Origin of the sequence: Hydrogenimonas cancrithermarum (genome assembly GCF_030296055.1) — a bacterium.
In the GTDB taxonomy this organism is placed as follows: Bacteria; Campylobacterota; Campylobacteria; order Campylobacterales; family Hydrogenimonadaceae; genus Hydrogenimonas; species Hydrogenimonas cancrithermarum.
The window spans coordinates 629,717-654,888 of the sequence record NZ_AP027370.1; the positions used below are offsets into that span (position 1 = coordinate 629,717).

Annotated in this window: 27 protein-coding genes; 1 reads left to right on the plus strand and 26 read right to left on the minus strand. The window is 50.3% G+C overall.

From position 1 onward, the window contains the following. Nucleotides 1–46: 46 nt before the first annotated feature. The 6 genes from QUD54_RS03210 to gltB are packed head-to-tail and all read right to left on the minus strand — an operon-like array spanning nt 47 to nt 8,449. Nucleotides 47–505: a 23S rRNA (pseudouridine(1915)-N(3))-methyltransferase RlmH gene (locus tag QUD54_RS03210; RefSeq protein WP_286337523.1), complete on the minus strand. Its 459-nt coding sequence runs from the start codon at nt 503–505 to the stop codon at nt 47–49. Continuing rightward, the gene (locus QUD54_RS03215) at nt 495–1,061 is read right to left on the minus strand and encodes a thiamine phosphate synthase (RefSeq protein ID WP_286337524.1); all 567 of its coding nucleotides are present in this window, start codon (nt 1,059–1,061) and stop codon (nt 495–497) included. The genes QUD54_RS03210 and QUD54_RS03215 overlap by 11 nt, the downstream gene beginning before the upstream one ends. After that, nucleotides 1,058–1,906, minus strand: coding sequence for an acetyl-CoA carboxylase, carboxyltransferase subunit beta (accD, locus tag QUD54_RS03220; protein ID WP_286337525.1), 849 nt, complete (start codon nt 1,904–1,906; stop codon nt 1,058–1,060). The genes QUD54_RS03215 and accD overlap by 4 nt, the downstream gene beginning before the upstream one ends. After that, a complete protein-coding gene (locus tag QUD54_RS03225; protein ID WP_286337526.1) occupies nt 1,903–2,634 on the minus strand; it encodes an inositol monophosphatase family protein in 732 nt (243 codons plus the stop codon). The genes accD and QUD54_RS03225 overlap by 4 nt, the downstream gene beginning before the upstream one ends. Beyond that, nucleotides 2,634–4,019 carry a glutamate synthase subunit beta gene (locus QUD54_RS03230; RefSeq protein WP_286337527.1) on the minus strand — a complete coding sequence of 462 codons (1,386 nt, stop codon included), beginning with the start codon at nt 4,017–4,019 and terminating at the stop codon, nt 2,634–2,636. Before QUD54_RS03230 ends, QUD54_RS03225 begins: the two co-directional genes overlap by 1 nt. Nucleotides 4,020–4,024: 5 nt before the next feature. Continuing rightward, on the minus strand, nt 4,025–8,449 hold the full coding sequence (gene gltB / locus QUD54_RS03235) for a glutamate synthase large subunit (protein WP_286337528.1): 4,425 nt from the start codon (nt 8,447–8,449) through the stop codon (nt 4,025–4,027). A 101-nt stretch (nt 8,450–8,550) separates the two neighbouring features. Here gltB and recO point away from each other — a divergent pair, with 101 nt between their 5' ends. Beyond that, nucleotides 8,551–9,168 (plus strand): recombination protein RecO, encoded by a 618-nt coding sequence (recO, locus tag QUD54_RS03240; RefSeq protein WP_286337529.1) that lies wholly within the window; start codon nt 8,551–8,553, stop codon nt 9,166–9,168. Nucleotides 9,169–9,256: 88 nt separating this feature from the next. On the opposite strand, the gene QUD54_RS03245 is transcribed toward recO, so the two are convergent. From QUD54_RS03245 to QUD54_RS03340, 20 genes are all read right to left on the minus strand, one after another. After that, nucleotides 9,257–9,994 (minus strand): NYN domain-containing protein, encoded by a 738-nt coding sequence (locus tag QUD54_RS03245; protein WP_286337530.1) that lies wholly within the window; start codon nt 9,992–9,994, stop codon nt 9,257–9,259. 134 nt (nt 9,995–10,128) lie between these two features. Further along, complete coding sequence (locus QUD54_RS03250) at nt 10,129–10,893, minus strand: ATP-binding protein (protein ID WP_286337531.1); 765 nt, start codon at nt 10,891–10,893, stop codon at nt 10,129–10,131. Next, nucleotides 10,874–11,569, minus strand: a complete 696-nt coding sequence (locus QUD54_RS03255; RefSeq protein ID WP_286337532.1) for a 5'-methylthioadenosine/adenosylhomocysteine nucleosidase — start codon at nt 11,567–11,569, stop codon at nt 10,874–10,876. The genes QUD54_RS03250 and QUD54_RS03255 overlap by 20 nt, the downstream gene beginning before the upstream one ends. Further along, nucleotides 11,569–12,507: an ACP S-malonyltransferase gene (fabD, locus tag QUD54_RS03260; protein WP_286337533.1), complete on the minus strand. Its 939-nt coding sequence runs from the start codon at nt 12,505–12,507 to the stop codon at nt 11,569–11,571. Before fabD ends, QUD54_RS03255 begins: the two co-directional genes overlap by 1 nt. Further along, on the minus strand, nt 12,504–13,325 hold the full coding sequence (locus QUD54_RS03265; RefSeq protein ID WP_286337534.1) for a DNA-binding transcriptional response regulator: 822 nt from the start codon (nt 13,323–13,325) through the stop codon (nt 12,504–12,506). Before QUD54_RS03265 ends, fabD begins: the two co-directional genes overlap by 4 nt. Continuing rightward, nucleotides 13,249–13,761 carry an FKBP-type peptidyl-prolyl cis-trans isomerase gene (locus QUD54_RS03270; RefSeq protein ID WP_286337535.1) on the minus strand — a complete coding sequence of 171 codons (513 nt, stop codon included), beginning with the start codon at nt 13,759–13,761 and terminating at the stop codon, nt 13,249–13,251. The genes QUD54_RS03265 and QUD54_RS03270 overlap by 77 nt, the downstream gene beginning before the upstream one ends. A 72-nt stretch (nt 13,762–13,833) precedes the next feature. Beyond that, complete coding sequence (locus tag QUD54_RS03275) at nt 13,834–14,718, minus strand: tetratricopeptide repeat protein (protein ID WP_286337536.1); 885 nt, start codon at nt 14,716–14,718, stop codon at nt 13,834–13,836. 12 nt (nt 14,719–14,730) lie between these two features. Beyond that, the gene (locus QUD54_RS03280; RefSeq protein ID WP_286337537.1) at nt 14,731–15,300 is read right to left on the minus strand and encodes an OmpA family protein; all 570 of its coding nucleotides are present in this window, start codon (nt 15,298–15,300) and stop codon (nt 14,731–14,733) included. A gap of 104 nt (nt 15,301–15,404) precedes the next feature. Then, nucleotides 15,405–16,655, minus strand: coding sequence for a Tol-Pal system protein TolB (gene tolB / locus QUD54_RS03285; protein ID WP_286337538.1), 1,251 nt, complete (start codon nt 16,653–16,655; stop codon nt 15,405–15,407). 2 nt (nt 16,656–16,657) lie between these two features. Continuing rightward, nucleotides 16,658–17,422 (minus strand): TonB C-terminal domain-containing protein, encoded by a 765-nt coding sequence (locus QUD54_RS03290; RefSeq protein WP_286337539.1) that lies wholly within the window; start codon nt 17,420–17,422, stop codon nt 16,658–16,660. Next, on the minus strand, nt 17,415–17,807 hold the full coding sequence (locus QUD54_RS03295) for a biopolymer transporter ExbD (protein ID WP_286337540.1): 393 nt from the start codon (nt 17,805–17,807) through the stop codon (nt 17,415–17,417). The genes QUD54_RS03290 and QUD54_RS03295 overlap by 8 nt, the downstream gene beginning before the upstream one ends. Before the next feature lies 1 nt (nt 17,808). Then, nucleotides 17,809–18,387, minus strand: a complete 579-nt coding sequence (locus tag QUD54_RS03300) for a MotA/TolQ/ExbB proton channel family protein (protein ID WP_286337541.1) — start codon at nt 18,385–18,387, stop codon at nt 17,809–17,811. 3 nt (nt 18,388–18,390) lie between these two features. Then, nucleotides 18,391–18,783: an ATP synthase F1 subunit epsilon gene (gene atpC / locus QUD54_RS03305; protein WP_286337542.1), complete on the minus strand. Its 393-nt coding sequence runs from the start codon at nt 18,781–18,783 to the stop codon at nt 18,391–18,393. A gap of 48 nt (nt 18,784–18,831) precedes the next feature. Further along, the gene (atpD, locus tag QUD54_RS03310; protein ID WP_286337543.1) at nt 18,832–20,238 is read right to left on the minus strand and encodes a F0F1 ATP synthase subunit beta; all 1,407 of its coding nucleotides are present in this window, start codon (nt 20,236–20,238) and stop codon (nt 18,832–18,834) included. A gap of 14 nt (nt 20,239–20,252) precedes the next feature. Then, nucleotides 20,253–21,137 carry an ATP synthase F1 subunit gamma gene (gene atpG, locus QUD54_RS03315; RefSeq protein ID WP_286337544.1) on the minus strand — a complete coding sequence of 295 codons (885 nt, stop codon included), beginning with the start codon at nt 21,135–21,137 and terminating at the stop codon, nt 20,253–20,255. A 16-nt stretch (nt 21,138–21,153) separates the two neighbouring features. Beyond that, a complete protein-coding gene (gene atpA, locus QUD54_RS03320; protein WP_406600570.1) occupies nt 21,154–22,665 on the minus strand; it encodes a F0F1 ATP synthase subunit alpha in 1,512 nt (503 codons plus the stop codon). A gap of 21 nt (nt 22,666–22,686) precedes the next feature. Then, nucleotides 22,687–23,220 (minus strand): F0F1 ATP synthase subunit delta, encoded by a 534-nt coding sequence (locus tag QUD54_RS03325; RefSeq protein WP_286337545.1) that lies wholly within the window; start codon nt 23,218–23,220, stop codon nt 22,687–22,689. Between the two features lies 1 nt (nt 23,221). Next, the gene (locus QUD54_RS03330) at nt 23,222–23,743 is read right to left on the minus strand and encodes a F0F1 ATP synthase subunit B (RefSeq protein ID WP_286337546.1); all 522 of its coding nucleotides are present in this window, start codon (nt 23,741–23,743) and stop codon (nt 23,222–23,224) included. Between the two features lie 12 nt (nt 23,744–23,755). Continuing rightward, nucleotides 23,756–24,178, minus strand: coding sequence for a F0F1 ATP synthase subunit B family protein (locus QUD54_RS03335; protein ID WP_286337547.1), 423 nt, complete (start codon nt 24,176–24,178; stop codon nt 23,756–23,758). 111 nt (nt 24,179–24,289) lie between these two features. Beyond that, a complete protein-coding gene (locus tag QUD54_RS03340; RefSeq protein WP_286337548.1) occupies nt 24,290–25,168 on the minus strand; it encodes a ParB/RepB/Spo0J family partition protein in 879 nt (292 codons plus the stop codon). Nucleotides 25,169–25,172 lie beyond the last annotated feature (4 nt).

Sequence of the window (25,172 nt, forward strand, 5' to 3'; positions counted from 1 at the left end):
AATGAATTCTATCGAAATTGCCTTAAATTTTTCATTTATACCGCTTTTATTTATGGTAGGGATGATTGTGATTGATCGTCAAGGCCCGATAGATCTGCTCGAAAAGTACCACTTTGGCGATCTTATGACTCATCGTCAGCTTGGATAGACTGACGACTTTATCGCATTTTTGCAGGAACTCCCTGCCATGCCCGTAAGCTCCACCGATAAAAAAAGTCGCTTCGGACTTGTCGGCGATCAGTCCGGCGAACTCTTCGCTTGGCATCTCTTTTGCCGAAGGGTCCAGGGCGATCGTATAGCCGCGTTCCATCCATGGAGAAAAAAGCTCCGCATAGAGTTTCCGGGCAGGATCTTTTCCGCTCTCCTGCGCTCTTGTGACTTTTGCATTGAAGAGATCGTTTTCGGTCACGACAGCGTAACGTTTCGACATTTTTATAAAATGGTCACAAAGTTCCGAATAACAGTCCCGCTCGGGTTTTGCGATCGCGACGACATTAATCTTCATAAAGCGCACTCCCGACCACCAGCCATGTGACATTGGGAAGATAGTCGTCAAGCCGTACACCGCCGATGGCGGCGACCGGATGGCGTGAAGAGGCGGCCATTTCCGAAATCTTTTCGCATCCGAGAACGTTGGCGTCGCTTTTGGTGGAGGTGGTGCGGCATGCGCCAAGCCCGATATAGTCGAGCTCGAGTCGATTGGCGGTTGCAATCTCCTCTTCGTTATGGGTCGAAAGGCCGATCCATCGGTTTTGGCCGAGGATCTCTCTCAATGTTGCGACCGCCTCTTTCGGGTTGGCGCCATAACGCCGTAGATCTTCCTGTCCAATATGCACACCTTCGCACAAATAGGCCAGTTCGGGATGATCGTTGACGATCAATCTTCCGTCAAAAAGAGAGGCGATGGTGCGCAGCCGTTTCTCGATCGATCCGATATCGCCCGACTTGTTACGATACTGAATGATATCGGCTCCTGCTGCAATCGCACGCCGAACAAAACGTTCGACGCTCCAACCGTGCGCCTGCAACGAACTTTCATCCAAAAGCGCGTAAACTCTCACGCACCTTCTTTATTGAAGAGTTTGAGCAGATTTCCAACCGTCTCTTTCAGAATGCGCCGGGGAACCACTTTGTCGATGAGCCCGTGTTCGAGAAGAAATTCGGAACGCTGGAATCCTTCCGGAAGATCGGCACCGATCGTCTGTTTGATGACACGCTGTCCCGCAAAACCGATCAGAGCATCGGGTTCAGCGATGATGACATCACCGAGCATGGCGAATGATGCCGAGACACCACCCATCGTAGGATCGGTCAAAATCGAGATAAAGGGAAGTTTCGCATCGTCGAGCTTCGCCAGCGCAGCACTCGTTTTCGCCATCTGCATCAGCGAATAGGTACTCTCCTGCATTCTCGCCCCACCGCTTGCACTCACGATAACGACACCACACTTTTTTTCAAGCGCACGATTGACGGCACGGACGATCTTCTCTCCCTCGACGGAACCGAGGCTGCCGCCCATAAAGGCAAAATCGAAAACGACAAGTTCGGCCGGTTCATTCTCGATTCTGCATGAACCGCTTACCACGGAAGAGGTGCGGCCCGTCTTCTTTTTCGCATCTTCGAGACGTTTTTTATAACTCTTTTTATCGACAAATTTCAGAGGATCGACCGGCTCGAGCTCTGCATCGTGCTCGATAAAGCTATCCTCGTCTGCCAGGAGTTTGATTCGCTGGTCCGCCGAAAGGCGCATATGATAACCGCATTTTGGGCAGACATAATGGTTCGCTTCGATCTCTTTGTAGTACATCAGTGCATGACATTTGGGACATTTGATCCAGTGGGCCGGTGCTTCGGTCGGTTTGGGGTGTTCTCTGCGTATACTTTTGAAAATATTGCCAAAATTCATTGTGATTCCTTATTGCCGTAGGCCAGTCGCTGGAGACTTGAGGCCGTTTCAGGATTTTTTGCAATGATCAGAAGTTCATCTTCTTCGATTATATCCAATCCTTCGCACATCCAAAGCGCTGCGGCGAAGTCGTAGCGGCGCCTTGAACCTGCGAAGATGACAAAATCGACATAGTGGGCATAGGCAAGCGAAAGCGCTACGGCACCAGGCGATCTGAATTTTCGTTTCTGCCAAAGAAGTGCCAGTGCCAACTCCGGATTGGCGTATGCCCTTTCGAAGATGCCGATCGTCGCATCTCTTCTGGTCTCGACGGGAAGATATCCCGGCCGACCCACTTTCCCATGCATCAAAACATTTTCCGTCTTGAAAAAAAGATCGCCGTTGGCAAGGTTTACGACAACCGCCTCTTCGACCTTCCCTTCTCTTTCGAGTGCAATGGAAGATCCGAAATAGGGAAGTCCGGAGATCGCATTTTCGCTTCCGTCGATCGGATCGAGAATGACCGTCGCTTCGCCGGAACCCACAACCCCGCACTCCTCCGAATCTATTTTGCCGAATTTCGACAACCTTTCGATATAGAGATTTTCGGCGAGTGTGTCGATTCCTGCCGTTTTGTCGCCCCCTGCACCGATCGTACCGTATTCGGCGTACTCTGTACGCCAGCCGCCCTGCAACAGATCGGAAAGTTCCTTCGCCGCATCGATGGCTGCACGTACAAAATCGGTCATCAATCCCCGATCAGCCGCTTGATCATCGCCTTTGCCGCTTCACGGCCGTCGTACACCGCCGTAACGACCAGATCGGCTCCGCGCCGGCAGTCACCGCCGGCATAGACCCCTTTTGTCGTCGTTTCGAAATTCTCGTCGATAAGAATCCCTCCCCACTCGTTGGTTTCGATGCCGTTGGCCGAAAGGAATTCGAACGGAACCGGATCGAAGCCCAAAGCGAAGATCACGACATCGGCATCGACACGGAATTCACTTCCCTCGATCACCTTGAGACGCTGGCGTCCGCTTTCATCGGGCTCTCCGAGTGCCGTCTTGAGCATCTCTATACCGATCACTTCTCCGTCGTCGTTGACAAGCACCTGTTTCGGAGCAGCGTTGAAGACAAACTCGACCCCCTCCTCTTTTGCATTGGTATACTCTTTGCGTGATCCGGGCATATTTCTCGCATCACGTCGATAGAGACAAGTGACGTTTTTGGCACCTTCGCGAAGAGATGTTCGGACACAGTCCATCGCTGTATCGCCCCCTCCGATAACGACAACACGTTTGTCTTTCACTTCAATGCTTTTATCATACGGATCACCAAACTGTTTCTTCTGAACATTGACCAGAAGATCCATCGCCATCAGGCACCCTTTGGCACTTTCGTTCGGTATTCCGGGACGACGCTGTTTCGTAGCTCCGACACCGATAAAGACGGCATCGAAATTGTTTGCCAACTCGTCGAACGGTTTGTTTTTTCCGATCTCCACGCCATAGTAGATTTTCAAGCCTGCCTCTTCCATCCACTTGACACGGCGGAAAAGGACATTCTTGTCGAGTTTAAACCCGGGGATTCCATAGGTCAAAAGGCCTCCGGGGCGATCTGAGCGTTCGAAAACCTCGACATCGATTCCGGCACGCAGCAGGTAGGTCGCAGCCGAAAGGCCTGCCGGTCCCGCACCGATGACAGCGACCTTCTTACCCACCTTCTTTTCGGCAAATCTCGGTTTCATTCCCGCTTTGAAACCCTCTTCGTTGATGAAGGTTTCGATCGGCCCGATCGTAATCGCTCCGTAGCCGTCGTTGAGGGTACAGTCTCCCTCGCAAAGACGGTCATGCGGACAGATGCGTCCCATGATTTCCGGGAACGGCGAAGGCTCGTTCGAGAGATTGAACGCCAGTTCGAGATCTTTTTCCGCCACCGCTTTGAGCCACTGCGGAATGTAGTTGTGAAGCGGGCACTTGTTGTGGCAGTACGGGTCCCCGCACTGAATACAGCGTTCGGACTGGCCGGAAGCTTCGTTCGGGTTATAGACTTCGTAGATCTCGCGGAAATCCTTGATCCGCTCGACCACGTTGCGTTTTTTCGGGTCGATTCGTTCGACAAATATAAAATTCTGCATCTCTCTTACTCCCCCTCGTCCAGATTCAAAGGTACTTTGCGCAGCTCTTTCGGACGGACCATCCAGAAATTGCGGATCTCCATGCGGAAGCTGTCTAGTATGCGCTTCGCTTTCACGCTGCCCGTTTCATTGTAGTACTCTTTCAGAAGCCGCTTCAGATAGTGTCGTGCCTCATCGGTATCGTCGGTATCGATACGGTGTGCTTCGACCAGTTCCTGGTTGACGTTTTCGACAAACGTATGTTCTGTATCGTAAACGAAAGCCAAGCCGCCCGTCATACCTGCACCGAAGTTGACACCGGTACGTCCCAGAATGACGACAACCCCACCTGTCATATATTCACACGCGTGGTCGCCGGTCCCTTCGACGACGGCCAGTGCCCCTGAGTTACGGACACCGAAGCGCTCCCCTACGTTTCCAGCGACGAAGAGTTTTCCGCCTGTCGCCCCGTAGAGGCAGGTATTTCCCGCAGCCGAGTAGAGTTCACCCTGGTTCAACGGTGCAATGACGATCTTACCGCCGTTCATTCCTTTGCCGACATAGTCGTTTGCAACACCATCGATACGCAGCGTCACACCATTGATCAGGAAGGCACCGAACGATTGTCCGGCAATCCCCTTGAGCTGGATATGAATCGTATCGTCCGGCAGGCCCGTATCGCCGTAGTATTTGGCAATCTCACCGCTGATACGTGCACCGAAACTTCGGTTCAGGTTACAGATATTGCGCTTGATCACTATCTTGTTCTGCGGATTCTGGATCGCAGGCGACGCCTCTTTGAGAACCTCTTTTTCGAATTCGTTGGTATCGAACGGAACATTCGATTCGACCTGGCAGGTATCCGGGCCGTCGAGACGCATCAGAATCGAACTGAAGTCGAACTTCTTCGCGAAATCGTCTTCGATCAGACTCAAAAGGTCGCTTCGCCCGACCAGCTCTTCGAGCGTTTCGTATCCGAGCTGTGCCATGATCTCACGGACATCTTCGGCCACCAGCGTAAAGTAGTTCACCAGGCGCTCCACATTGCCTTCGAAATGTTCGCGCAGCATCGGCTCTTGCGTCGCGATCCCCACGGAACATCGGTTCAGGTGGCAGATACGCAACATCTTACATCCGACCATCGCCAATGCCCCGGTTCCAAAGGCGTAGCTCTCGGCACCAAGAAGTGCGGCTTTGACAATATCCATTCCCGTTTTCAGGCCACCGTCGGTCTGAAGATGGACATTCTGGCGCAGATGGTTGGCTTTCAGCGCGTTGTGCGCTTCGCTCAGGCCGATCTCCCACGGGTTACCGGCGAACTTGATCGATCCAAGCGCCGCGGCACCCGTACCGCCGTCACCGCCGGAGATGATGATCTTGTCGGCATACGCTTTCGCGACACCTGCCGCAATCGTTCCGACACCTGCCGTCGAAACCAGTTTGACGGTGATCGTCGCTTCCGGGTTGACCTGCTTGAGGTCGAAGATGAGCTGTGCGAGGTCTTCGATCGAGTAGATGTCGTGATGCGGCGGCGGGGAGATGAGCGTCACGCCCGGCATCGTATGGCGAAGGCGCGCGATGAGTGCCGTGACTTTATGGCCCGGAAGCTGTCCACCCTCGCCCGGTTTCGCACCCTGCGCCACTTTGATCTGGATCTCTTCGGCACTTCGCAGGTACGCCGGCGTCACACCGAAGCGCCCCGACGCGACCTGTTTGATCTTTGAGTTTTTGATGGTTCCGAAGCGGCTAGCATCTTCACCACCCTCGCCGCTGTTGGACTGCGCACCGATACGGTTCATCGCCTCAGCGATACTCTCATGCGCTTCCGGTGAAATCGACCCCAGACTCATCGCGGCACTCGCGAATCGTTTGAAGATCGCTTCGACCGGTTCGACCTTGTCGATACTGATCGGTTTCCGGTCACTCTTCAGTTCGAAAAAGTCGCGGATCATCTTCTTGTCACGATTTTCTATAATGTTTTTGAGCACCTTGAAATCTTCGCGTTTTCCGGTAATGGAGGCCTGACGGATCTGCATGATCGTGTTCGGTGCGAAATCGTGATACTCCTGGCCGTCGACATATTTATAGAATCCGCCGACATTGAGCGGAAAGAGTTTGCGAATATGCTCATGCTCGAACGCGTCTTTATGGTACTTCTCGATGCGTGCCTCGATATCGCTGTATCCAAGGCCCGGAACCAGTGCATGGGAGTTTCTGAAACAGTCTTCAACGATATCTGTCGAAAGTCCGAGAACGTCAAAGAGTGCGGAGTTTCGGTACGATGCGACGGTCGAAATACCCATCTTCGACATAATTTTCAAAATACCCCCGCCCAGTGCCGCATGGATCTTTTTGAACTCGTTGCGCATTTCGTAGTCGCTGAGCGCTTTCTTGCCCAATAGACGGTAGACGGTCGCATAGAGCATGTAGGGATAGATTGCAGAGGCACCATAGGCGAGCAGACACGCCGTGGAGTGGGAGTCGATCACTTCACCCGTCACGGCGACGATACTCACGAGATGGCGGACACCGGCATCCAGAAGCGCGTAGTTGAGTCGTCCGACCGCCATCGCCATCGGAATCGTCTTGCGCTTCTCATCGACATGCTCGTCGTCGAGTATGACAATGCGTACGCCGTCGTTCTTGACATCTTCGATGATATCGTAGACCAGGTCTTCGAGACTACCTTTCAGGTTCTCTTCGAAAGCGGTGCTGTAGGTTCGGTTTTTGTAGTAGGGTTTGAAACGTGGATGTTTCTCGTCACCGAAACTCTTGAGCACTTCGAGCTTTTCGAAGGTCAAAATCGGGGAGGTGGTTTTGAGACGCTGCGCATGATCGGGATCTTCGTCGAGAATGTTGTGAATCTCGCCGAAACCCGTATTGATACTCATCACCACCTTCTCGCGGATCGGGTCGATCGGCGGGTTGGTCACCTGTGCGAATTTCTGTTTGAAAAAATCGGTAAAGCTGCGCTGTACTTTCGAAAAAGCCGCCAGCGGCGTGTCGTCTCCCATCGATCCGGTAGGCTCTTTGCCATCTTTGATCATCGGTTCGATGATCTGGTCGATCACTTCCTGGGTGATGTTGAAGTAGCGCTGTTTTTCGACCATCTGGTCGAGATTGTAGCGTTCGAGATTGTCGAACGGTTTTTCGACATACTCCTGCAGATAGACCATCTGTTCGTTGAGCCATTCTGCATAGGGTTGTGAACTTTTGAGATATTCGTTGATCTCTTCGTTCTTGAGAATCGTGCCGTATTTGAGATCCAAGCCGATCATCTCACCAGACTGCAGCCGGCCGCGTTCGATCACATTCTCGTCTTCGAGGTCGACGACACCGTATTCGCTCGAAATGATGAGGCGGCGGTCTTTCGTGACGATATATTTGGCCGGGCGAAGGCCGTTTCGATCGAGAACACATCCGATATAGCGCCCGTCGGTGAAACTGACCGCCGCAGGACCGTCCCACGCTTCGAAGCAGGTACTCATATACTCATAGAAAGCACGAAGGTTCGCGTCCATATGTGGCGCGTTCTGCCACGGTGCGGGGATGACGGCACGGACCGCTTTGAAGATATCCATCCCGTTGACACGCAAAAACTCGAAAAAGTTGTCGAGGCTGGCACTGTCACTCGAACCCTTCTGGAGCAGCGGCATAAGACGCCTGATCTCTTCATCGCTGAAGACTTCCGATTTGATCGATTCACATTTGGCTTCGACATTGAAACGGTTCGCTTCGACCGAGTTGATCTCACCGTTGTGGGCAATCATCCGGAAAGGCTGTGCCAGCTTCCACTGAGGAAGCGTGTTGGTCGAAAAGCGCTGATGGAAAAGCGAAAAACTGATCTCGAAATCGGGATCGTTCAGATCGGGATAGAACGCTTTGATATGCGTCGGCATCACCAACCCTTTGTAGCTGATGACCCTGTTTGAGAAGCTTGGAATGTAGAAATCTTCATCTTCACGCAACGCGTTTTCCGTTTCGCGGCGTGTCAGGTAGACCAGCGCTTCAAACCGTTTCGTCGCCATCAGCGAGTTGGGCGCGACGAAGATCTGCGTAATCGAAGGCAGCGTCTCGAGGGCGAGCTTTCCCAGTGCATCCGTGTTGATGGGCACGTCACGTGTAAAGAGGATGCGCAGATCGTTTTTCGCGCACATCTCTTCGAATGTTTTGATATTTTCGGTATTTTTGTAGAAAATCTGGGCCACAGCATACTGCGAAGGCAGGATATGGCCCGCCTCTTTGGCCACTTTTGCCATAAACTTTTCAGGCATCGAAAGCAGCAATCCGCTTCCGTCGCCGCTCTTTCCGTCCGCCGCGATCGCACCACGGTGCATCATGCGCTCGAGTGCATGAATCGCATCTTCCAAAAGTGCGTGGCTGGGACGATTGTCGATATTGGCAATCAGGCCGAATCCACAGTTGTCTTTAAAGCCTCTTAATAGATCCATTCCAAACCCTTTGTCGTTATGAGTTCTTTGGTACAATACTCCAAAATTAAGCGATTTTACAAAAAAAGTGGTTACAACTACCTGAAGGGCGGTGTTTCAAGGTGCAAGGGTACATTTTAAACGTCAAAAAAGCGAAGAACGAGGATACGATCGTCTCCATCCTGACACCCGAAAAACTGAAAACTCTCTACAGATTTTACGGCGCAAGGCATCCCATCGTCACCACCGGCTACAAGATCGACTTTGAAGTCGAACAAGACTCGCTGCAATTCATGCCAAGACTCAGAAACGTCATCCATCTCGGTTTTCAATGGCTCAAGGAGAGTGAACGGCTTCAGGTGTGGCAACACTTCATCGCACTACTCTACGAACACTTGCGCGACGTCGAACTTCCGGGCCCTTTCTATTTCGGCCTGCTCGAACACTATGCCGCCATCTGGCATCTGCAAAACCCCAAGCGCAGTGCCGTCGAGGCATATCTCTCCATTTTGGAACATGAAGGACGCCTGCACGATCCCGACCTTTGCTTCGCCTGCGGCCGTCCACTCAACGATGAGATTTCACTGATCCGTTCCTTTCTGCCAGCCCACCCCAATTGCGTCATCGCCAGAAGCTATCCTCGTACGACGATTCAAACACTCATGGCGACGCAAAAGACGATTCTTCTCGACGACAAGGAAGTGGAGGGACTCTGGCTGACGCTTCTGGAAGGAATGTAGAAGATGATGGATAGAATCCAAGCATACTTCTTGTAGCAGTCTCGAGCCGTTTCGTCCAAACCCGGTTCTCGATCATCCCAAAGGTCAATTATCTTCTCTTCCGATTCCTCACGTAGATCGCTTTGGCGCCGCGGTGGGTCACCTGCTCTTCGATATCAAAAAGTCCCGTCGCCTTGACCAGTTCGCCCAGCTTTTTGTAGCCGTAGTTGCGCGGATCGAACTCGGGGGACTGTTTGGCGATGATGTTGCCCATCGCTCCCAGATGCGCCCAGCCACTCTCGTCACTGGCGGCATCCACCGCATCGCGCAGCAGTCGGATCAGCTTACGGTCACGTTTGAGTTCCGCAGCGGAAAGCTTTTTGATCGGTGTCGTCTCCTCATCGCTCTCCTCGGCTCTCAATACTTCAGTATAGATGAATTTGTCACAGGCCGAGACAAAGGGGACCGGTGTCTTTTTCTCACCGAATCCGTAAACGAGCAGGCCGGACTCACGAATCCTAGCCGCGAGTTTCGTGAAGTCGCTGTCGCTGCTGACGATACAGAAGCCGTCGAAATTTCCGGTATAGAGAAGATCCATCGCATCGATGATCATCGCGCTGTCGGTGGCGTTCTTTCCCGTCGTATAGCCAAACTGCTGGATCGGCTGGATCGAGTGGGTCAAAAGCACCTCTTTCCACCCCTTTAGCTGTGGTAGTGTCCAGTCGCCATAGATTCGTTTGACGCTGGCCGTACCGTACTTCGCGATCTCTGCCAGCAACGAATCGATGATCGAAGGCTGTGCATTGTCCGCATCGATCAATACGGCGAGTTTGTCTGTTTTTTCCATCGGTTTACCTTTTTTAGTCGCAAATCGTAAGTAGGGCGCCATCGCAGCACCTCAAGTCACCAGACTTTGCAAAAAAGCTATTTGAAACTTGCAATTCGAGGGCTAGGCCCGTTCTTGAGGAGCAAAGCTCCACTCTATCTGTCGAGATAATTTTCATCCATAAAGGAACTTGGCTGCAAATGGCAGAAAGCCGCTTTGAATCGTTTGAAAAGGTCGGGAAACTTCTCCTCCCACTCTTCGAGCATTATTTTCGTACTCTCTCTGGCGTGCGGCATCTTTACTTTCATCGCCATCGCCGGGCACGCTTCATCACCGATCGTTGCAATACCGTTCTCTTCCGCGAACGCCGCCGTCTGACGTTCTCTGACCCAGAGCAGTGGGCGGATGACGTGAAACCCTTTGGAAGTTTTGTAGATCGGTGCCATCGACCGGAGCGTTCCGTTGTAAAGCATGTTCATGAAAAAACTCTCGGCGGCATCGTCGAGATGGTGCCCCAGTGCCACTTTGTTGTAACCGCCCTCCTGGGCCTTGGTATAGAGCGCACCGCGCCGCATCCGCGAAAAGTAGCTGCAAAAGGAGCTGTTTTCCCTAATCGTACCCTGTGCCACTTCGAAAATATTCGTTTCATAAATCTCGTGCGGTATGCCATACGCTTCACAATGCTTTTTGAGCGCCTCGTACGATTCGCCGGGCATGCCGTAGTCGACCGTCACCGCCTTGAATTCGAAATCGAATGGTGCGTGACGCTGCATGTGCTTGAGCAGATGAATCAGCGTGATCGAGTCTTTCCCGCCGCTGAGACCCACAAGAAGCCTGTCACCCTCTTCGATGAGCCGGTATTTCGCGTTCATCTGCCCGGCGGCACGCAGTATCTTTTTACTAAGCTTGATCGAGTTCATCGAGTATCATAAAGATGAAGTCGGCACTTTTGACTGCAGAGCTCTGCAAGAAAGCGTCGAAGTCGAATCCTGCATCCATATCGGCGGCGTCGCTGATAGCTCGCAACACGAAGAAAGGGACACCCAGGGCATCGCAGACAACGGCCACGGAGGCTCCTTCCATCTCCAGCGCATCCGCATTGAAGGTTTGACCGATCCATGCTTTACGCTCGGCATCCGCGACGAACTGATCACCCGTGGCAATGATGCCGCGCTTTAGTTTCACACCCTGTTTATACGCAACGGACGCTGCGATCTCGAGCAGTCTTGGATCGGCTTCGACATACACCTTTCCTTCCGGGACATATCCGTACGGATGCCCGAATGCAGTGATGTCCAGATCATGCTGGCACAGTTTCGTGGCCGCGACGAGATCACCAATATGCAACGCCGGGCTGATTGCGCCCGCGACTCCGGAGAAGAGCATCTTCTGCACGCCAAATTTCTCGATCATTGTCGCAGCCGTGAGTGCCGAAAAAACTTTTCCGATTTTGCTGTATGCTACGACGAGATCCAATGAGCCATAGAACGCCGTATAGTAGACATTGTCTGCAACCTCATGCTTCTTCACATTCTCGAGACGCTTCAGAATCGGATCGATCTCTTCGGGCATCGCCCCCATAACTCCGACGACCATCAATCCTCACCCAACAATGTGTCGAGGGTCGTATTCAGCGAATTGTAGTCACTGACGACCAGTGTCGTTTTTTTGCTCGAACGACGGTTTAACCCCTTGAGCACGGCCCCATGGCCAAATTCGATATAGCGGTCGACCAGATCGTCGTTGCCCTGGATGGACTGTTTGTAGAGCACCGGTGAAACGAGCTGTTTACCGAGCAGGTCGAGGGCCTCGGCTTTGGTATTGTAGGCTTTGGCGGTAACGTTGGAGATAACCGGCGCTGAAAATGTGTCGCTCAAAACCTTGTCGAGGGCCTCGGTCAGCGGCTCGACGGCGGACTCGAGCAGGGGGCAGTGGCTTGCCACTGACATATTTAGCAGCATGACACGGCGTGCTTTGGCTGCTTTGAGCGCCTCTTCCAGGCTCTGGAGATCACTTTTGATCCCGGCAATGACGATCTGTCCGTCCGCATTGTAGTTGGCCGGCCAAACTTTTTTACCGGCTTCTCTTGCATCGTGGCAGATCGCTTCGACATCCTCGTCGGCAACACCCAGTACCACCATCATCCCGGCATCGATCCCTTCACACGCTTTTTGCATCAGATCGCCGCGAAGATGGACCAATTTGACCGCTTCAAGCCAGTCGAGCGCATCGACGGCGGCGAGTGCGGAAAACTCTCCAAGCGAGTGACCGAGCGCAAAGGCCGGTACATCGGAAATCTTCTCTTTGAAAAGTCTGTATGCCATCATCGAAACGAGTAGAATCGCGGGCTGGGTATATTTTGTCTGCTCGAGAAGATCGTTGGGCTCGAAGAGCAGATGTGCCATGTCGAGTTTCAATGCATCCCCTGCGGCTTCGAGCATTTGGGCCGCCATCGGGGAATGTTCGACAAATGATTTACCCATACCGGCTGCCTGTGAACCCTGGCCCGGAAATAGAAATGCAGTCTTTGTCATAGATATTCCTTCCATTCATTGATTTTTTTTCTGAGAGTGTTTCGGTTCAGTCCGAACACTTGTGACATCTTGAGCTGACTTTTGAATCGTTTGGTTCCCGCTTTGATCAACGGAACTTCATAGAGATAGAGATACCGCCGATAGATCTCCTCCCCTTCGTCAAGGTGGCACGTGATATACGCTTCCATCAAGTCCAATATCTCGTCTTTTCCGATTTTCGATGCCAGGTATTGGAGAAACACCGATTTTCGCAGTGAATAGGCGTTCCCACTAATATCGAGTTTCTCGTGATCCAGTTCGAATTCGCTCTCTTCATCTTCGCCAAAAAGATGAAGCGCTTCCATTTTGAACTTTTCGGCAAGGGGAATGATGTCTTCCGGTCGCTCTTTAAGAGGCGGCAATGTGATCCGGACACTGAAAAAAGAGGTGTACTCGCCCAGATTGATCGTTTCGTCGGCAATGGCGATAATCTGGGTACCATGTTTTTTCAGTGTTTGAAAAAACTTTGGATAGAGATCGATCTTGCCGATATCGTCCACGATAAGCTGAGGGCTGTTTTCGATAAATGTGTAGAGTTCCGCGTCGTCGCCGTGCACACAGGGCACGTCGGGCATCATCAAAGATGCGAGAGTATGGCGTCCTGTGCCATGTTCACCGCTGATGAGTGTATTGAACTTGAGGGTTTTGAGTAGGTTTGCAGACTTCAAAGCCTCCTTGAGAGGCTTTGAAGAAGCTATGAAATTAATGGCAGCCACATCCTGTGCCACACCCGCCGCTTTCTTGACCAGGCTGTTCGACCTGACCACTGAGCGACTCATTGACAGTCGGTTCGCGTACTTCGGATACAGTTACGCTAAAGAGAAGGTCTTTTCCGGCAAGTGGATGGTTGAAGTCGATAACGACTTCGTTCTCATCGAAGCTTTTGACGGTAACCTGTACGGTTTGTCCATCTTCACTCTGTCCGTAGAGTGTCATGCCCTCCTGGAGGTCGATACCTGCGAACTGCTCGCGTGGCATTGTCTGAACCGCTTCCGGATTGTACTCACCGTACGCTTCTGCCGCCGGAACGAGGATGTCAGCGTTTTCACCAGCACTCATTCCCTTCATCTGGTTCTCCAGGCCGGGAATGATCTGCTGTTTACCTGTAATGAATGAGAGTGGTGCCTGACCCACGTTGGAGTCAACAACCTCTCCTGTTTTTGCATCTTTCACTTCATAGTTAAATGAAACGACGTTATTGTCTTCGATTGTCATCAATAATTCTCCTTGAAAAAGTAGGTGATTTTATCACACCGAATATTTATATTTTCTTAAGTTTTTTGAATATTATCTAAGTTTTGCCAGATTTTTTTTGGCGATTGTGGCCGATTTGCTTTTTGGATAGAGTTGAATAAGAGATTCATAAAACTGACTAGCCTGCTTTTTATCGCCGATACGTTCGAGAGAAATGGCCGTGTGCAGCAAAAGTGTCGGCATGAAACTACTTTTGTCGTAAAGCGATGCGCTCTTTTTGTAATAGGCGATCGCATCTTTGTATCGTCCTTCTCTGTATGCAATTTCACCGAGATAGTAGTTCGATGTCGCCGGTTTGTAGTGGTTTTTGATCAGGTGTGCGAAATAGATTTTCGCATCGCTGTACTGTTTTTTCCGAAAAAGCTTTTTCGCCTCCGAAAAGATCTTCGCATTCGACTTGCCGCTCAAATCACCCTTTTTCAGGAATGTCTCATAGGCATGTTTGAACTCCAGAAATGCCGTCTCGAGTTGATTGAATCTCTCTTTGTCGACATACTTTTCATTGATCGAATCGATAAGGCTTCCAAGTTCCTGCAGGACCGTACGAAGTTGTTCGAAATTCTCCTCCTGCGTTTTGGCGAGAGCATCGGTTCTAAGGTGCAGATCGTCGACACTGCGGTTGAGATCGTCGAGGCGCTTGAGGGCTCTGTCGTAGCTGCGTATTTTTCCGTTGAGTCCTTCAATAATACTCTGAAGGCCATCGATCCGTTCACGGTTTTCCTGAACGATCTGTTGCTGTTTCAAAAAACTCTTTTGCAGCGCTTCGATCGCGCGCTTGTTTTTGAGAATATGCTGTTCTTCTTCACTGAGGCCGTAAGGATTGGCACTGTCGAGGTTTCCGGCACCGAAAGCAGAAGGCTCCGGGGTGCCGGCCACGGCACCCAGAGCGATCAGGAGAGAGAGTGAGAGTTTTCTCATCAATTAAGTCAATTAAGGAAGCAGTTCGAATTCTACTCGGCGGTTTTTGGCCCAACACTCTTTGGTATGTTCGGTACAGACAGGATTGCTCTCTCCGTAACTGACCATTACCATGCGGCTGCTGTCGATTCCCTTGAGGGAAAGTGCATCACGGACGGTTTTGGCCCGCCTGAGGCCGAGTGCGTAGTTGTACTCGTCCGTCCCCCACTCATCGCAGTTTCCTTCGATTTTAACCGTCAAATCTTTCGCGGCATCGGAAGCGAAGAGTTTTGCATCTTCGTCAACGCGAGGCTCCTGATCCGGTCGGATGTTGTATTTGTCGAAATCGAAATAGATCTTTTTTGCGCTCGCTTCTATCTCTCTGATTTTCGCCATACGCTCATCTTCCGGGAGAGTCGTGATATCACTTATCTCTTCCCCTCCAACGACTGCGCTTACACCGCTATCAGCCTCGGTGACAGCAGGGGTTGTTTCCTGTGTCATCGTCTCCTGTTTAGTCATATCGACTTCAGGCTCTTTCTGAGAACATCCGCTCATAAGCAGTGCTGCAGCGACCGCTGCAATCATCAAACTCTTTTTCATCGATTCGTCTCCTTGAAATTTTGCTTAATCTTACCACTCTTTTTCTTACTTTCGCGTTAAATATCTGTTTTGTTTATACTTGTTGGCAGGCGGAAACCAAGCTATTACCAATCGATCGATTGTATGCGCCGTCCTTTGAGAGGAAACAAAAATCCCTCATTATAATCCAGGCGTATGATTCCAAGTGCACTCTGCGCCGCATAGTGTTTGATATACATAACACTCTCTCCGTCGTAAGAAAATTTCGGAAACTGGTTGACACCGCTTGCGGTAAGCCGTCGTATGTAATCGGTCTGTGTCGAAATAAGATAGAGGTTGAATGTATTGGCACTGAAAGCATTGTCGGTTTCACGGCTGCTGTAGACGATATATTTTCCATACGCATTGCAGGCATTGTTGTTTTTTCCGTGAAAAACCATCTGTTCGACTGCCCTGCTTCCAATTTTCGAGGAGAAAATGTTGGGATATCCCAAACGATCGGAGATAAACACGATGCGCTTTTCACCATCGATGTACTGCGCCGAGACATCGATCCCGGAGTAGAATGTCAGTCGCTGTTTTGTCCCGGTCACGGTATTGTATTCAAAAATATCCGGCTGCCCTTCGGGTGCCATCGTCAGAAGTAGCCGCTTTCCGTCCCGACTCACATCGGAGCATACCAGCATGCCGTCGGAAGTCGCGACTTTACGCTGCTGGCCGGTATAGATATTGTAGTAATAGAGGGTCGGGCGTCTACCGAGTTTGGTATAGTATATCCCTTTCTGTTTTCTGTCCGCCCACTTGGGAAAGATGTTGAGCCCGCCGCTTATCACCTTTTTTCGATACGTCAGCGTATAGTCGGCGATGACGATATCGGCATGTTTCGGTTTTGTATATTCGGCAAACACCACATAACGTTTCATCCATCCAATCGTCGGCATCTGCAAAAAATCATTGTAATCGATCACCGCCTGATGGATCAGGAATGGGTATCTCGCACGGTTGGCTACGCGATAACTTCTTTCATAAATCGTACTTCCCGAGGGAAGTTCGAACGCCTTGACATCCAGATACAGTGCCTGCCCGTCACCCTCTTTGAAACGGTAGCGAAGAAGATAATCATAGGATTTGAGCATCGGGTCGACAAGTGCTTCGTAATCGCTTTTTCGATAGGTGTCGTCGACTTTGAAATGGGCCGATACTTTCAAATCCCCCATCACCAGCCGGAAAAATTTCTGTTTGACAAGATCGTTTCCGAATGTCGATGCATCCTGAATAGCGATCGATGGTCGGCTGTCTGCGCTTTTGACTATTTCGAGTGTGGCATCTGATGCATAAAGAAACAGGCCTATGGTCATTAGTAGAATGATTCGCACATCTACTCCTTCGCTTTGAATTCAACATCGATGACAAGATTTCTTTTCCGTTTGTGTGGCGGAAACCTCTTTGCCTTGATCTGTTCGAGATATTCTATCAGGCTATGATTGAAAGCTTGATTATCCGAAGGATAAACGATACGGTAAGCAAACGACCCATCCGGGGCGATATCGAGTCTGACCGTCGCATGAGATCCGGCGAACACCGCTTCCGGATGCCATGATGCGTAAAGCATTTCATAGAGTTTCGACATGTAGGCATCCACTTCTCCCTGGCCTGAGCTTTTTGAAGAGATATTGATGGTGGGCTTGCTGAGATTGATGTCTCTGACCAGCTGCTCTGCACGCGGCCGTTCTGTTTCTCTCTTGTCGGAAGATGCCTTGTATTTTATTTTTGGAGCATTCGCCAGCCTCGCGGCTGGCGACGTATCGGAAGGCGCTTTGACCTTGACGTTTTTAAACAACGACGCGATCGCTTTGGGGCGTGACGGTTTTGAAGTTTTCAAGGATGCGGAACTCTTTTTTCTAACAGCCGGCATTTTTTGTTTTTGTTGCTGCTTTTGGGAGCGTTTGGCAAAAGATTTCGTTTTGGGTCTGGAAAGAGGTGTCTGAAGCACCGAAACTTCGATCGATTGCGACGGTTTGGGGACATACCGTTTGGATTTCTTGTAATCGTTGAAAAACAGGAGCAGCAGCAGGATTAAAAGAAAATAGAATCCGAAAGCGGCAATGCCGCCGAGAAAAAAATATCTGCGATCTCTATCCATTTGTTACCAGAGAAACTTTTGAAAAACCTGCCTCTTTTACGGTTTTGAGCAGAAACATGACATCTTTGTACGGCAGTCTTTCGTCGGCACGTATATAGACTGGAATTTTTTTGTCTAACGATTGCGTTTTCAACAAGAAGCGGTCCGGGAAAGCGAGTTTTTCGTACTTCTCTTTCTGAAAGTAGATGATGCCTTTTTTGTCCATACGAATTTCGAGCGATTTCACCTTTTCGAACGTCTTTGTGCGCGAACCCTGCGGCAGCGTAATGTTCTCTTCATAAATGATCGTCGGTGCCGTGACCATCAATATCGCCATAAGAACCAGCATGATATCGACAAGTGGAGTGATATTCAGATCCGGATTCTCATCCCACTGGTATCTCATATCACTGTTTCTTCAGACTCTGTGCCAAAAGAAGATCCACCTGCATCGCGATGACCGTCGAGAGTTCATACGCTTTTCTTTTGAGAAGCAGATGAAAAGTATAGGCAAAGATGGCTACGAAAATACCGGCAGCGGTCGCGACAAGTGCTTCGCTGATGGCAGGAGCGACTACACTGAGCGTAGCACTCTTTTGCGTACCGAGTCCCGCAAACGCCTCAAGAATCGAGATAACCGTACCGAAGAGCCCGATGAAAGGAGAAGTACTTGCAATCAGCGAGAGAAGTGTCAACCCTTTGGTCGCCTCTTTCGTGGCGGCAAATTGACACATTTCAAGCATATTTGCATTTGGAGAAAGCGTTTTTTTCATACAGCTTTTAAGGATAGATTTGGGAGAAACGGATGCAGCGCCCATGTGCATCTGTTCCATGGAATCGGTCTCTTTTGAGAGCCATCGGGCAAGCGTCAGATAACGGTAAACGAAAGCCCAGAGTGTGAGTAGAAGGTAGAAAGAGAGCAGGCCCAAGACACCAATGGTGATGGGGCTGCTTCGGTCAAGGTAACCGACGACGATGTCGATCATTCTTTAAAATCTTGTTTTTGCCGCAGCATCCACTTTCGCCTCGACGTTGGCAATGGCAAAATCGGAGTTGCTGGCTTTTTTGACAAGCTCTTTCGCTTCGGCGATAGCCTTCGCGATTTCGCTCTCCGTTTCACCGATGATCGGCACCGCTCCCTCTACAACCACAAGCGTTTTCTCTTCATCGACCTTGACATAACCGGAATCGATGACGATCGACTCTTTCGAACCATCGCTCTTTTCGATTTCGATCACGCCTGCTTCGAGAAGTGAAACAAGAGAAGCGTGTTCCGGCAAAACACCGAACTCGCCTTCTGCGCCGGGAAAAGTCGCAGATTTCACTTCACCTGAAAATATCGGCCCATGAGGTGTGACGATTTCTAATTTCATAGTATCCATAATTATCCTTTAGTTAGGATAGCGGCATTCTCGACAAGGTTATCCTTGTCAAGATGCTTTGGCTTTAAGTTTTTCAGCTTTCTCAATCGCCTCATCCATGCTGCCGACCATGTAGAATGCAGCTTCCGGGAGATCGTCGTATTCACCGTCCAACAGGCCTTTGAAGCCTTTGATTGTCTCTTCCAGCGTGACATACTTACCGGGAGCGCCGGTAAAGACTTCCGCAACAAAGAATGGCTGAGAAAGGAATCGTTCGATTTTACGTGCACGTTCGACCGTCTTCTTATCCTCTTCGGAAAGTTCGTCCATACCGAGAATCGCGATGATATCCTGAAGGTCTTTATATTTTTGAAGGACTGTCTGTACGCCACGTGCTACATTGTAGTGCTCTTCGCCGATAATCGCTGGGTCGAGCATTCGGCTGGAAGAGTCGAGTGGGTCGACGGCCGGATAGATCCCCTTTTCCGCAATTTTACGGTTGAGAACCGTCGTTGCATCGAGGTGGGCGAAGACCGATGCCGGCGCCGGGTCGGTAAGGTCGTCGGCCGGAACATAGACAGCCTGTACAGATGTAATGGAACCCTTCGTCGTCGACGTAATACGCTCCTGAAGCGCACCCATCTCACGTGCGAGTGTCGGCTGATAACCAACCGCTGAAGGGATACGTCCAAGAAGTGCGGACATTTCAGAACCTGCCTGTGCATATCGGAAGATGTTGTCGATAAACATGAGTACGTCGAGGCCGAGTTCGTCACGGAAGTATTCCGCCATCGTAAGGCCTGTCAGCGCGATACGGTTACGTGCTCCTGGAGGCTCACTCATCTGTCCGTAGCAAAGGGCGACTTTGTCCAGAACGTTCGACTCTTTCATTTCGTTGTAGAGGTCGTTACCTTCACGTGTACGTTCACCGACACCTGCAAAGACGGAGTAACCGCTGTGCTTGAATGCGACGTTATGGATGAGTTCCATGATGATGACGGTTTTACCGACTCCGGCACCACCGAAGAGGCCGACTTTACCACCTTTAGCGTAGGGGGCAAGAAGGTCGACGACTTTGATACCCGTTTCGAAGATCTCGGTTTTCGTGCTCTGATCTTCGAATGGCGGCGGATCACGGTGAATGCTCCAGTGATTTTTCGCTTTGAGTTCTTCACCTTCGTCGATCGTTTCACCGATTACGTTGAAGATACGTCCGAGAACCTCTTCTCCAACGGGTACTTTGATCGCATCGCCAGTCGCTTTGACTTCCATACCGCGTACCAAACCTTCACTCATATCCATCGCGATCGTACGGACACGGTTGTCACCGATATGACTGGCGACTTCAAGAACCAGTCTCTGCTTATTCCCTTCGAGTTCGTAATTTACTTCAAGTGCTTCGTTGATCGCCGGCAGATAGTCTTCAAAATCGACATCTACAACCGGCCCGATGACCTGTGCAATTTTACCTGTCATTCCTTCTCCTTCTTTTATTTCAATGCTTCCACACCGCTGATGATTTCAATCAGTTCGGTAGTAATAGATTCCTGACGTGCTTTGTTGTATTGAACCGTAAGCTCGTTGACGCGTTCCGATGCGTTTTTCGTCGCATTGTCCATTGCCTGCATGCGGGCACTGTGCTCGGCAGCGAGCGAATCGAGCAAACCGTAATACATACTGTATTCGACATACTTTTTCAAAAGTGCGTTGAGCAGCTCTTCATGGCCCTCGGGCTCATATTCGATGCTGGACTTCAACTCGCGTTCTTCGATCGTAGAGATATCGACGGGGAGCAGCTGAAGGACTCTTTGTTCCTGCGTAAGCATGTTCTTGAATCCGTTGTAGATCAAAACGACACGGTCTGTCTTCCCGATTGCGAAATCCTGGAGAGAGACATCGATGAACTCTGCAGCTTTTTTATAGTCCGGAGATGCGCTCAATCCGATCACTTCATCTACCATCTCGATCCCGTTGTACTTCAGGAAATCGATCGCCTTCCGTCCTACAACGCGCAGACGTACAGCAACTCTTTGGTCTTTGTATTCACGAATCAATTTCAGTGTTGTCTTCAAAGTCGTGACATTGAAGCCACCGCACAATCCCTTATCGGCGGTTACACAGATAATATCGACCGTCTTGACAGGCAAGTCGGCCTGCACAAAACGGCTGTCGCTTCCGCCTACTTTGTTCTGATTGATTTCGTATGCGATTTCGCTGACGAGCTCATCGAGTTTCTGAGCGTAAACGCGTGAACGTTTCGCCAGCTCTTCGGCCCTTTTCAGCTTCGCCTGCGAAACAAGCTTCATTGCACGCGTGGTTTTCTGTGTTCCCTTTACGCTGCTTATCTGAAGCTTAATCTCTTTCAAATTTGCCATCGTTGATCCTTAATCCTTAGGCACTGAATGAAGTTTTGAAATCTTCCAGCGCTTTCTTCATCAACTCTTCTACTTCATCGTCGATTTTCTTTTTCTCGCGAATCTGCTTAAGAACTTCCGGATGATTCGCTTCGACGAACGGATAGAGTTCCGCTTCGAATTTTGTGACGGCACTGACATCGATATCATCGAGATACCCATTCGCACCCGCATAGATGATAAGAACCTGTTTTTCAATAGGAAGCGGTGAATAAGGAGGCTGCTTCAGAATCTCGACCATACGTGCACCACGCTCGAGCTGCGCACGTGTCGCTTCGTCGAGATCACTGGCAAACTGTGCAAACGCTTCCAGTTCACGATACTGTGCAAGGTCGAGGCGAAGTGTTCCGGAAACCTGCTTCGTCGCCTTGATCTGAGCGGCACCACCGACACGTGAAACGGAAATACCGACGTTGATCGCGGGGCGAATACCACTGTTGAAGAGGTTTGTTTCAAGGAAAATCTGACCGTCAGTGATGGAAATGACGTTTGTCGGAATGTATGCAGAAACGTCACCCGCTTGCGTTTCGATGATCGGAAGTGCAGTCAGAGAACCCGCACCGAGCTCGTCGCTCAGTTTCGCAGCACGCTCGAGCAGACGTGAGTGGAGATAGAAAACGTCACCAGGGAACGCTTCACGGCCAGGAGGGCGGCGAAGAATCAGAGACATTTCACGGTAGGCGACCGCATGCTTGCTCAGGTCATCATAGATGATGAGGCCATGCTGTCCATTGTCTCGGAAGTACTCTCCCATCGTAACCCCGGTATACGGTGCGAGGAACTGCAGTGCAGCAGATTCGGATGCACCCGCATTGACGACGATGGTGTAATCCATCGCACCATGCTCTTCGAGTTTGCGAACGATGGAAGCGACTGTCGACTGTTTCTGTCCGACTGCGACATAGATACAGGTTACACCCTGACCTTTTTGATTGATGATGGCATCGATCGCGACGGTCGTTTTACCCGTCTGACGGTCACCGATGATCAACTCCCGCTGTCCGCGTCCGATCGGAACCAATGCATCGATCGCTTTGATACCGGTTTGAAGTGGTTCATGGACAGATTTACGTGCCATGATTCCAGGAGCTTTCTCTTCGACAAAGCGGTACTCTTTCGCTTCGATCGGCCCTTTGCCGTCGATCGGCTCACCCAGAGCGTTTACGACGCGTCCGACAAGTTCAGGCCCGACAGGAACTTTTAGAAGCTGTCCCAGACGTTTGACACTCATTCCCTCTCGTACGCCGAGGCCTTTTCCGAGAATAACGACACCGACACTCGCCTCTTCGAGGTTGAGGACGATACCGCGCTCACCGTTTTCGAATTCGACCATTTCACCGGCCATGACATTGTTCAGGCCGAAGACCTGTGCAATTCCGTCAGCAATACTGACAACTTTCCCTGTTTCATCGATATCGACGCTCAATTCAAAGTTTTCGATTCGCTCTTTGATGATCGAGCTGATTTCATCTGCTTGAAGTTTAGACACTACCGATCTCCTTTCTATGTTTTACAATGCTTTTAAAATATGGTTGATCATATCGGATGCGACTCTCTCTTTCGAGAAGCTCGCTTCGATGCCGAGATCTTCAACCACCACTTTGATGCCGTCACGTTCGCTTTTGACCGGATGCAGGATCACTGTTGCATCGACATACTTGCTGAGCGAGTTTTCGAGTGCTTTGAGCTGTTTCTCGTCGAGAGCTTTTTTACTCTCCACAAAGCCTTCATAACGGTTTTCGCGGCGCTGGATCTCTTTTTGAAGAAGTTCCACGATCGTCGGGATCAGACCGAATCGGTTATGGATTCCCAACGTCTTGACGAAATTGAGAAGTCTTTTGTCCGCTTTCTTCCCGAGAAGCGCCAACACCAACTCCTCTTTTTCACTTTTCTTTACTTCCGGCGAAATGATCGCATCGGAAAATGCTTTCTCTTCAAATGCCTTCGCGACACCGCCAAGTGCTTTTTCGGCTTCGGCGATCTTCTTCTCACCGAGTGCTTCGATAAGGGCTTTGACATAACGTTTTGCTACAAGCTGATCCATCTTATGCCACCTTTTTCATGATGAGATTGACGAACTTCTTCTCATCCATGCCGATCGCATCGCCTTTGAAGAGTTCGGAAAGAACCTCGGCAACCGTTTTACGAACCATCTGTCGTTTTTCGACTTCCATCTTTTCCTGCTGAAGTTTCTCCAGGTTGTCCAGTTCCAGATGAAGCTGTTCATCGAGCTTTTTCGCCAGCAGCTGAGACTCTTTTTTGGCGGATTCGATAATCTCATCCGCTGTCTGCTGTGCGGCCTCGTATGCGGCACGTGCATCTTCTTTCGCCTTTTTGGTCGCTTTCAGACGATTCTGTACCTCTTCGAGTTTCGATGCGATTTCGCCGCTTCGTCCCGTAAAAAAGTTCTTGATCGGTTCTGCGACGAAATAGTAGATGATCGCAGCGAAGATGATGAAGTTGACCAGTCTCGGAACGAAATCCGTTCCTCCGCCCGTGGCTTCATGACCGGATGCAAAGACAACTGCAGGAAGAAAAAATGCAGCCATCAAAACCAATTTTCGCACATTTTCTCCTTTTTATATTTGACTGAATTTGGCTTTCAAAGACTCTTTGAAAAGCGGCATTTGTGAAAGAAGTTCGCTTTTGAGCTGCTCCTCTTCTTTCTTCAGCTCATCAAGAAATCCCTGATATGCCTTCTCCAGCTCCTCTTTTTTCGCTTCGATTTTGCTCGTTGCGAGTAGCTTGGACTCTTCGATCGTTTTGGCCCGTAATGCGGCGGCTTCGCTTTTCGCTTCCGCAATTATCGCTTCCGTCTTCGCTTTCAGCTCATCGATTTCCGAGCTGTCTGCGCTGACATTTTCCAGATCTTTACGAATACTCTTGTCACGTTCGTCCATAAAAGCCAAAAGTGGCCGATAGAGCCAACTGTTAAGCAGCATCAACAGTACGAGAAAGACGACTGCGACAAGAAGCATCAGGGACAGACTTATATCCAGCATGCACGCGCTCCTTTCTAAAAATTGGGCAATGTTATCATATTTATCCAAAATTCAAAATTAAGGATACTCTAAAACCCTGTATGGTTCAGGGCTTTGAAGTGGCCTTAAGCACTATAAATTCGAGGAAAACCGTTTGATGAAATCCTTCAGTTCGTTTTCGTCGCTGAATCTTATCTCGACTTTTTGCTGTTTTATGTTCACTTTGTAGGGGATGTGTTCCTTGATCAGATCGGCATAGGCGCTCAAATCAAGCCCGGACGTTTTTTTCGCATGGGGTTTTTTCTTCTCGACAGACTTCATGCCTGCTACAAGCTGCTCCGTTTCACGTACGCTCAGTTTCTGTCCTACGATGGTATCGCATACGACTTTCTGATCCTTTTCGTCGAGCCCTACGATAACTTTGGCATGCCCCTGGGATATGATAGATTTTGAGAGTTTCTCGAGGACATACCCGCTCAACTGCAAAAGCCGCATCGTATTGGCAATCTGGGTTCTGCTTTTGTGGATGATTTTGGAAAGTTCGTCCTGGGTAATGCCATACTCGTCGATCAGTTCTTTGTATGATTTGGCCAATTCCACGGGATTGAGAGATTCACGCTGTATATTTTCGATAAGCGCCAGTTCTCTAAAGCGTGTACGGTCGATATCGGCGACAATCGCACGGATCGTCTCGAGTCCGGCGAGCTTGCTGGCACGAACACGGCGTTCACCTGCAATCAGAACGTACTCTCCGTTCTGTTCGATCACGACGACTGGCTGTAGAAGCCCATGCCGCTTGATCGACTCGGAAAGTTCTCTGATGGAAGATTCGTCGAAATGGGTCCTCGGCTGATAGGGATTGGGAACGATATCGCTCAGCGGCAGTTCGACGATTTGTTCCGCAGCACTCTTTTCATCACTCTTGAACTCATTTTCATACGCCTCGGCGACTTCGCCCAAAATGGCTCCGAGACCCCGTCCCAATGATTTGCTCTTTCCTTTTTTTCCCATTCTC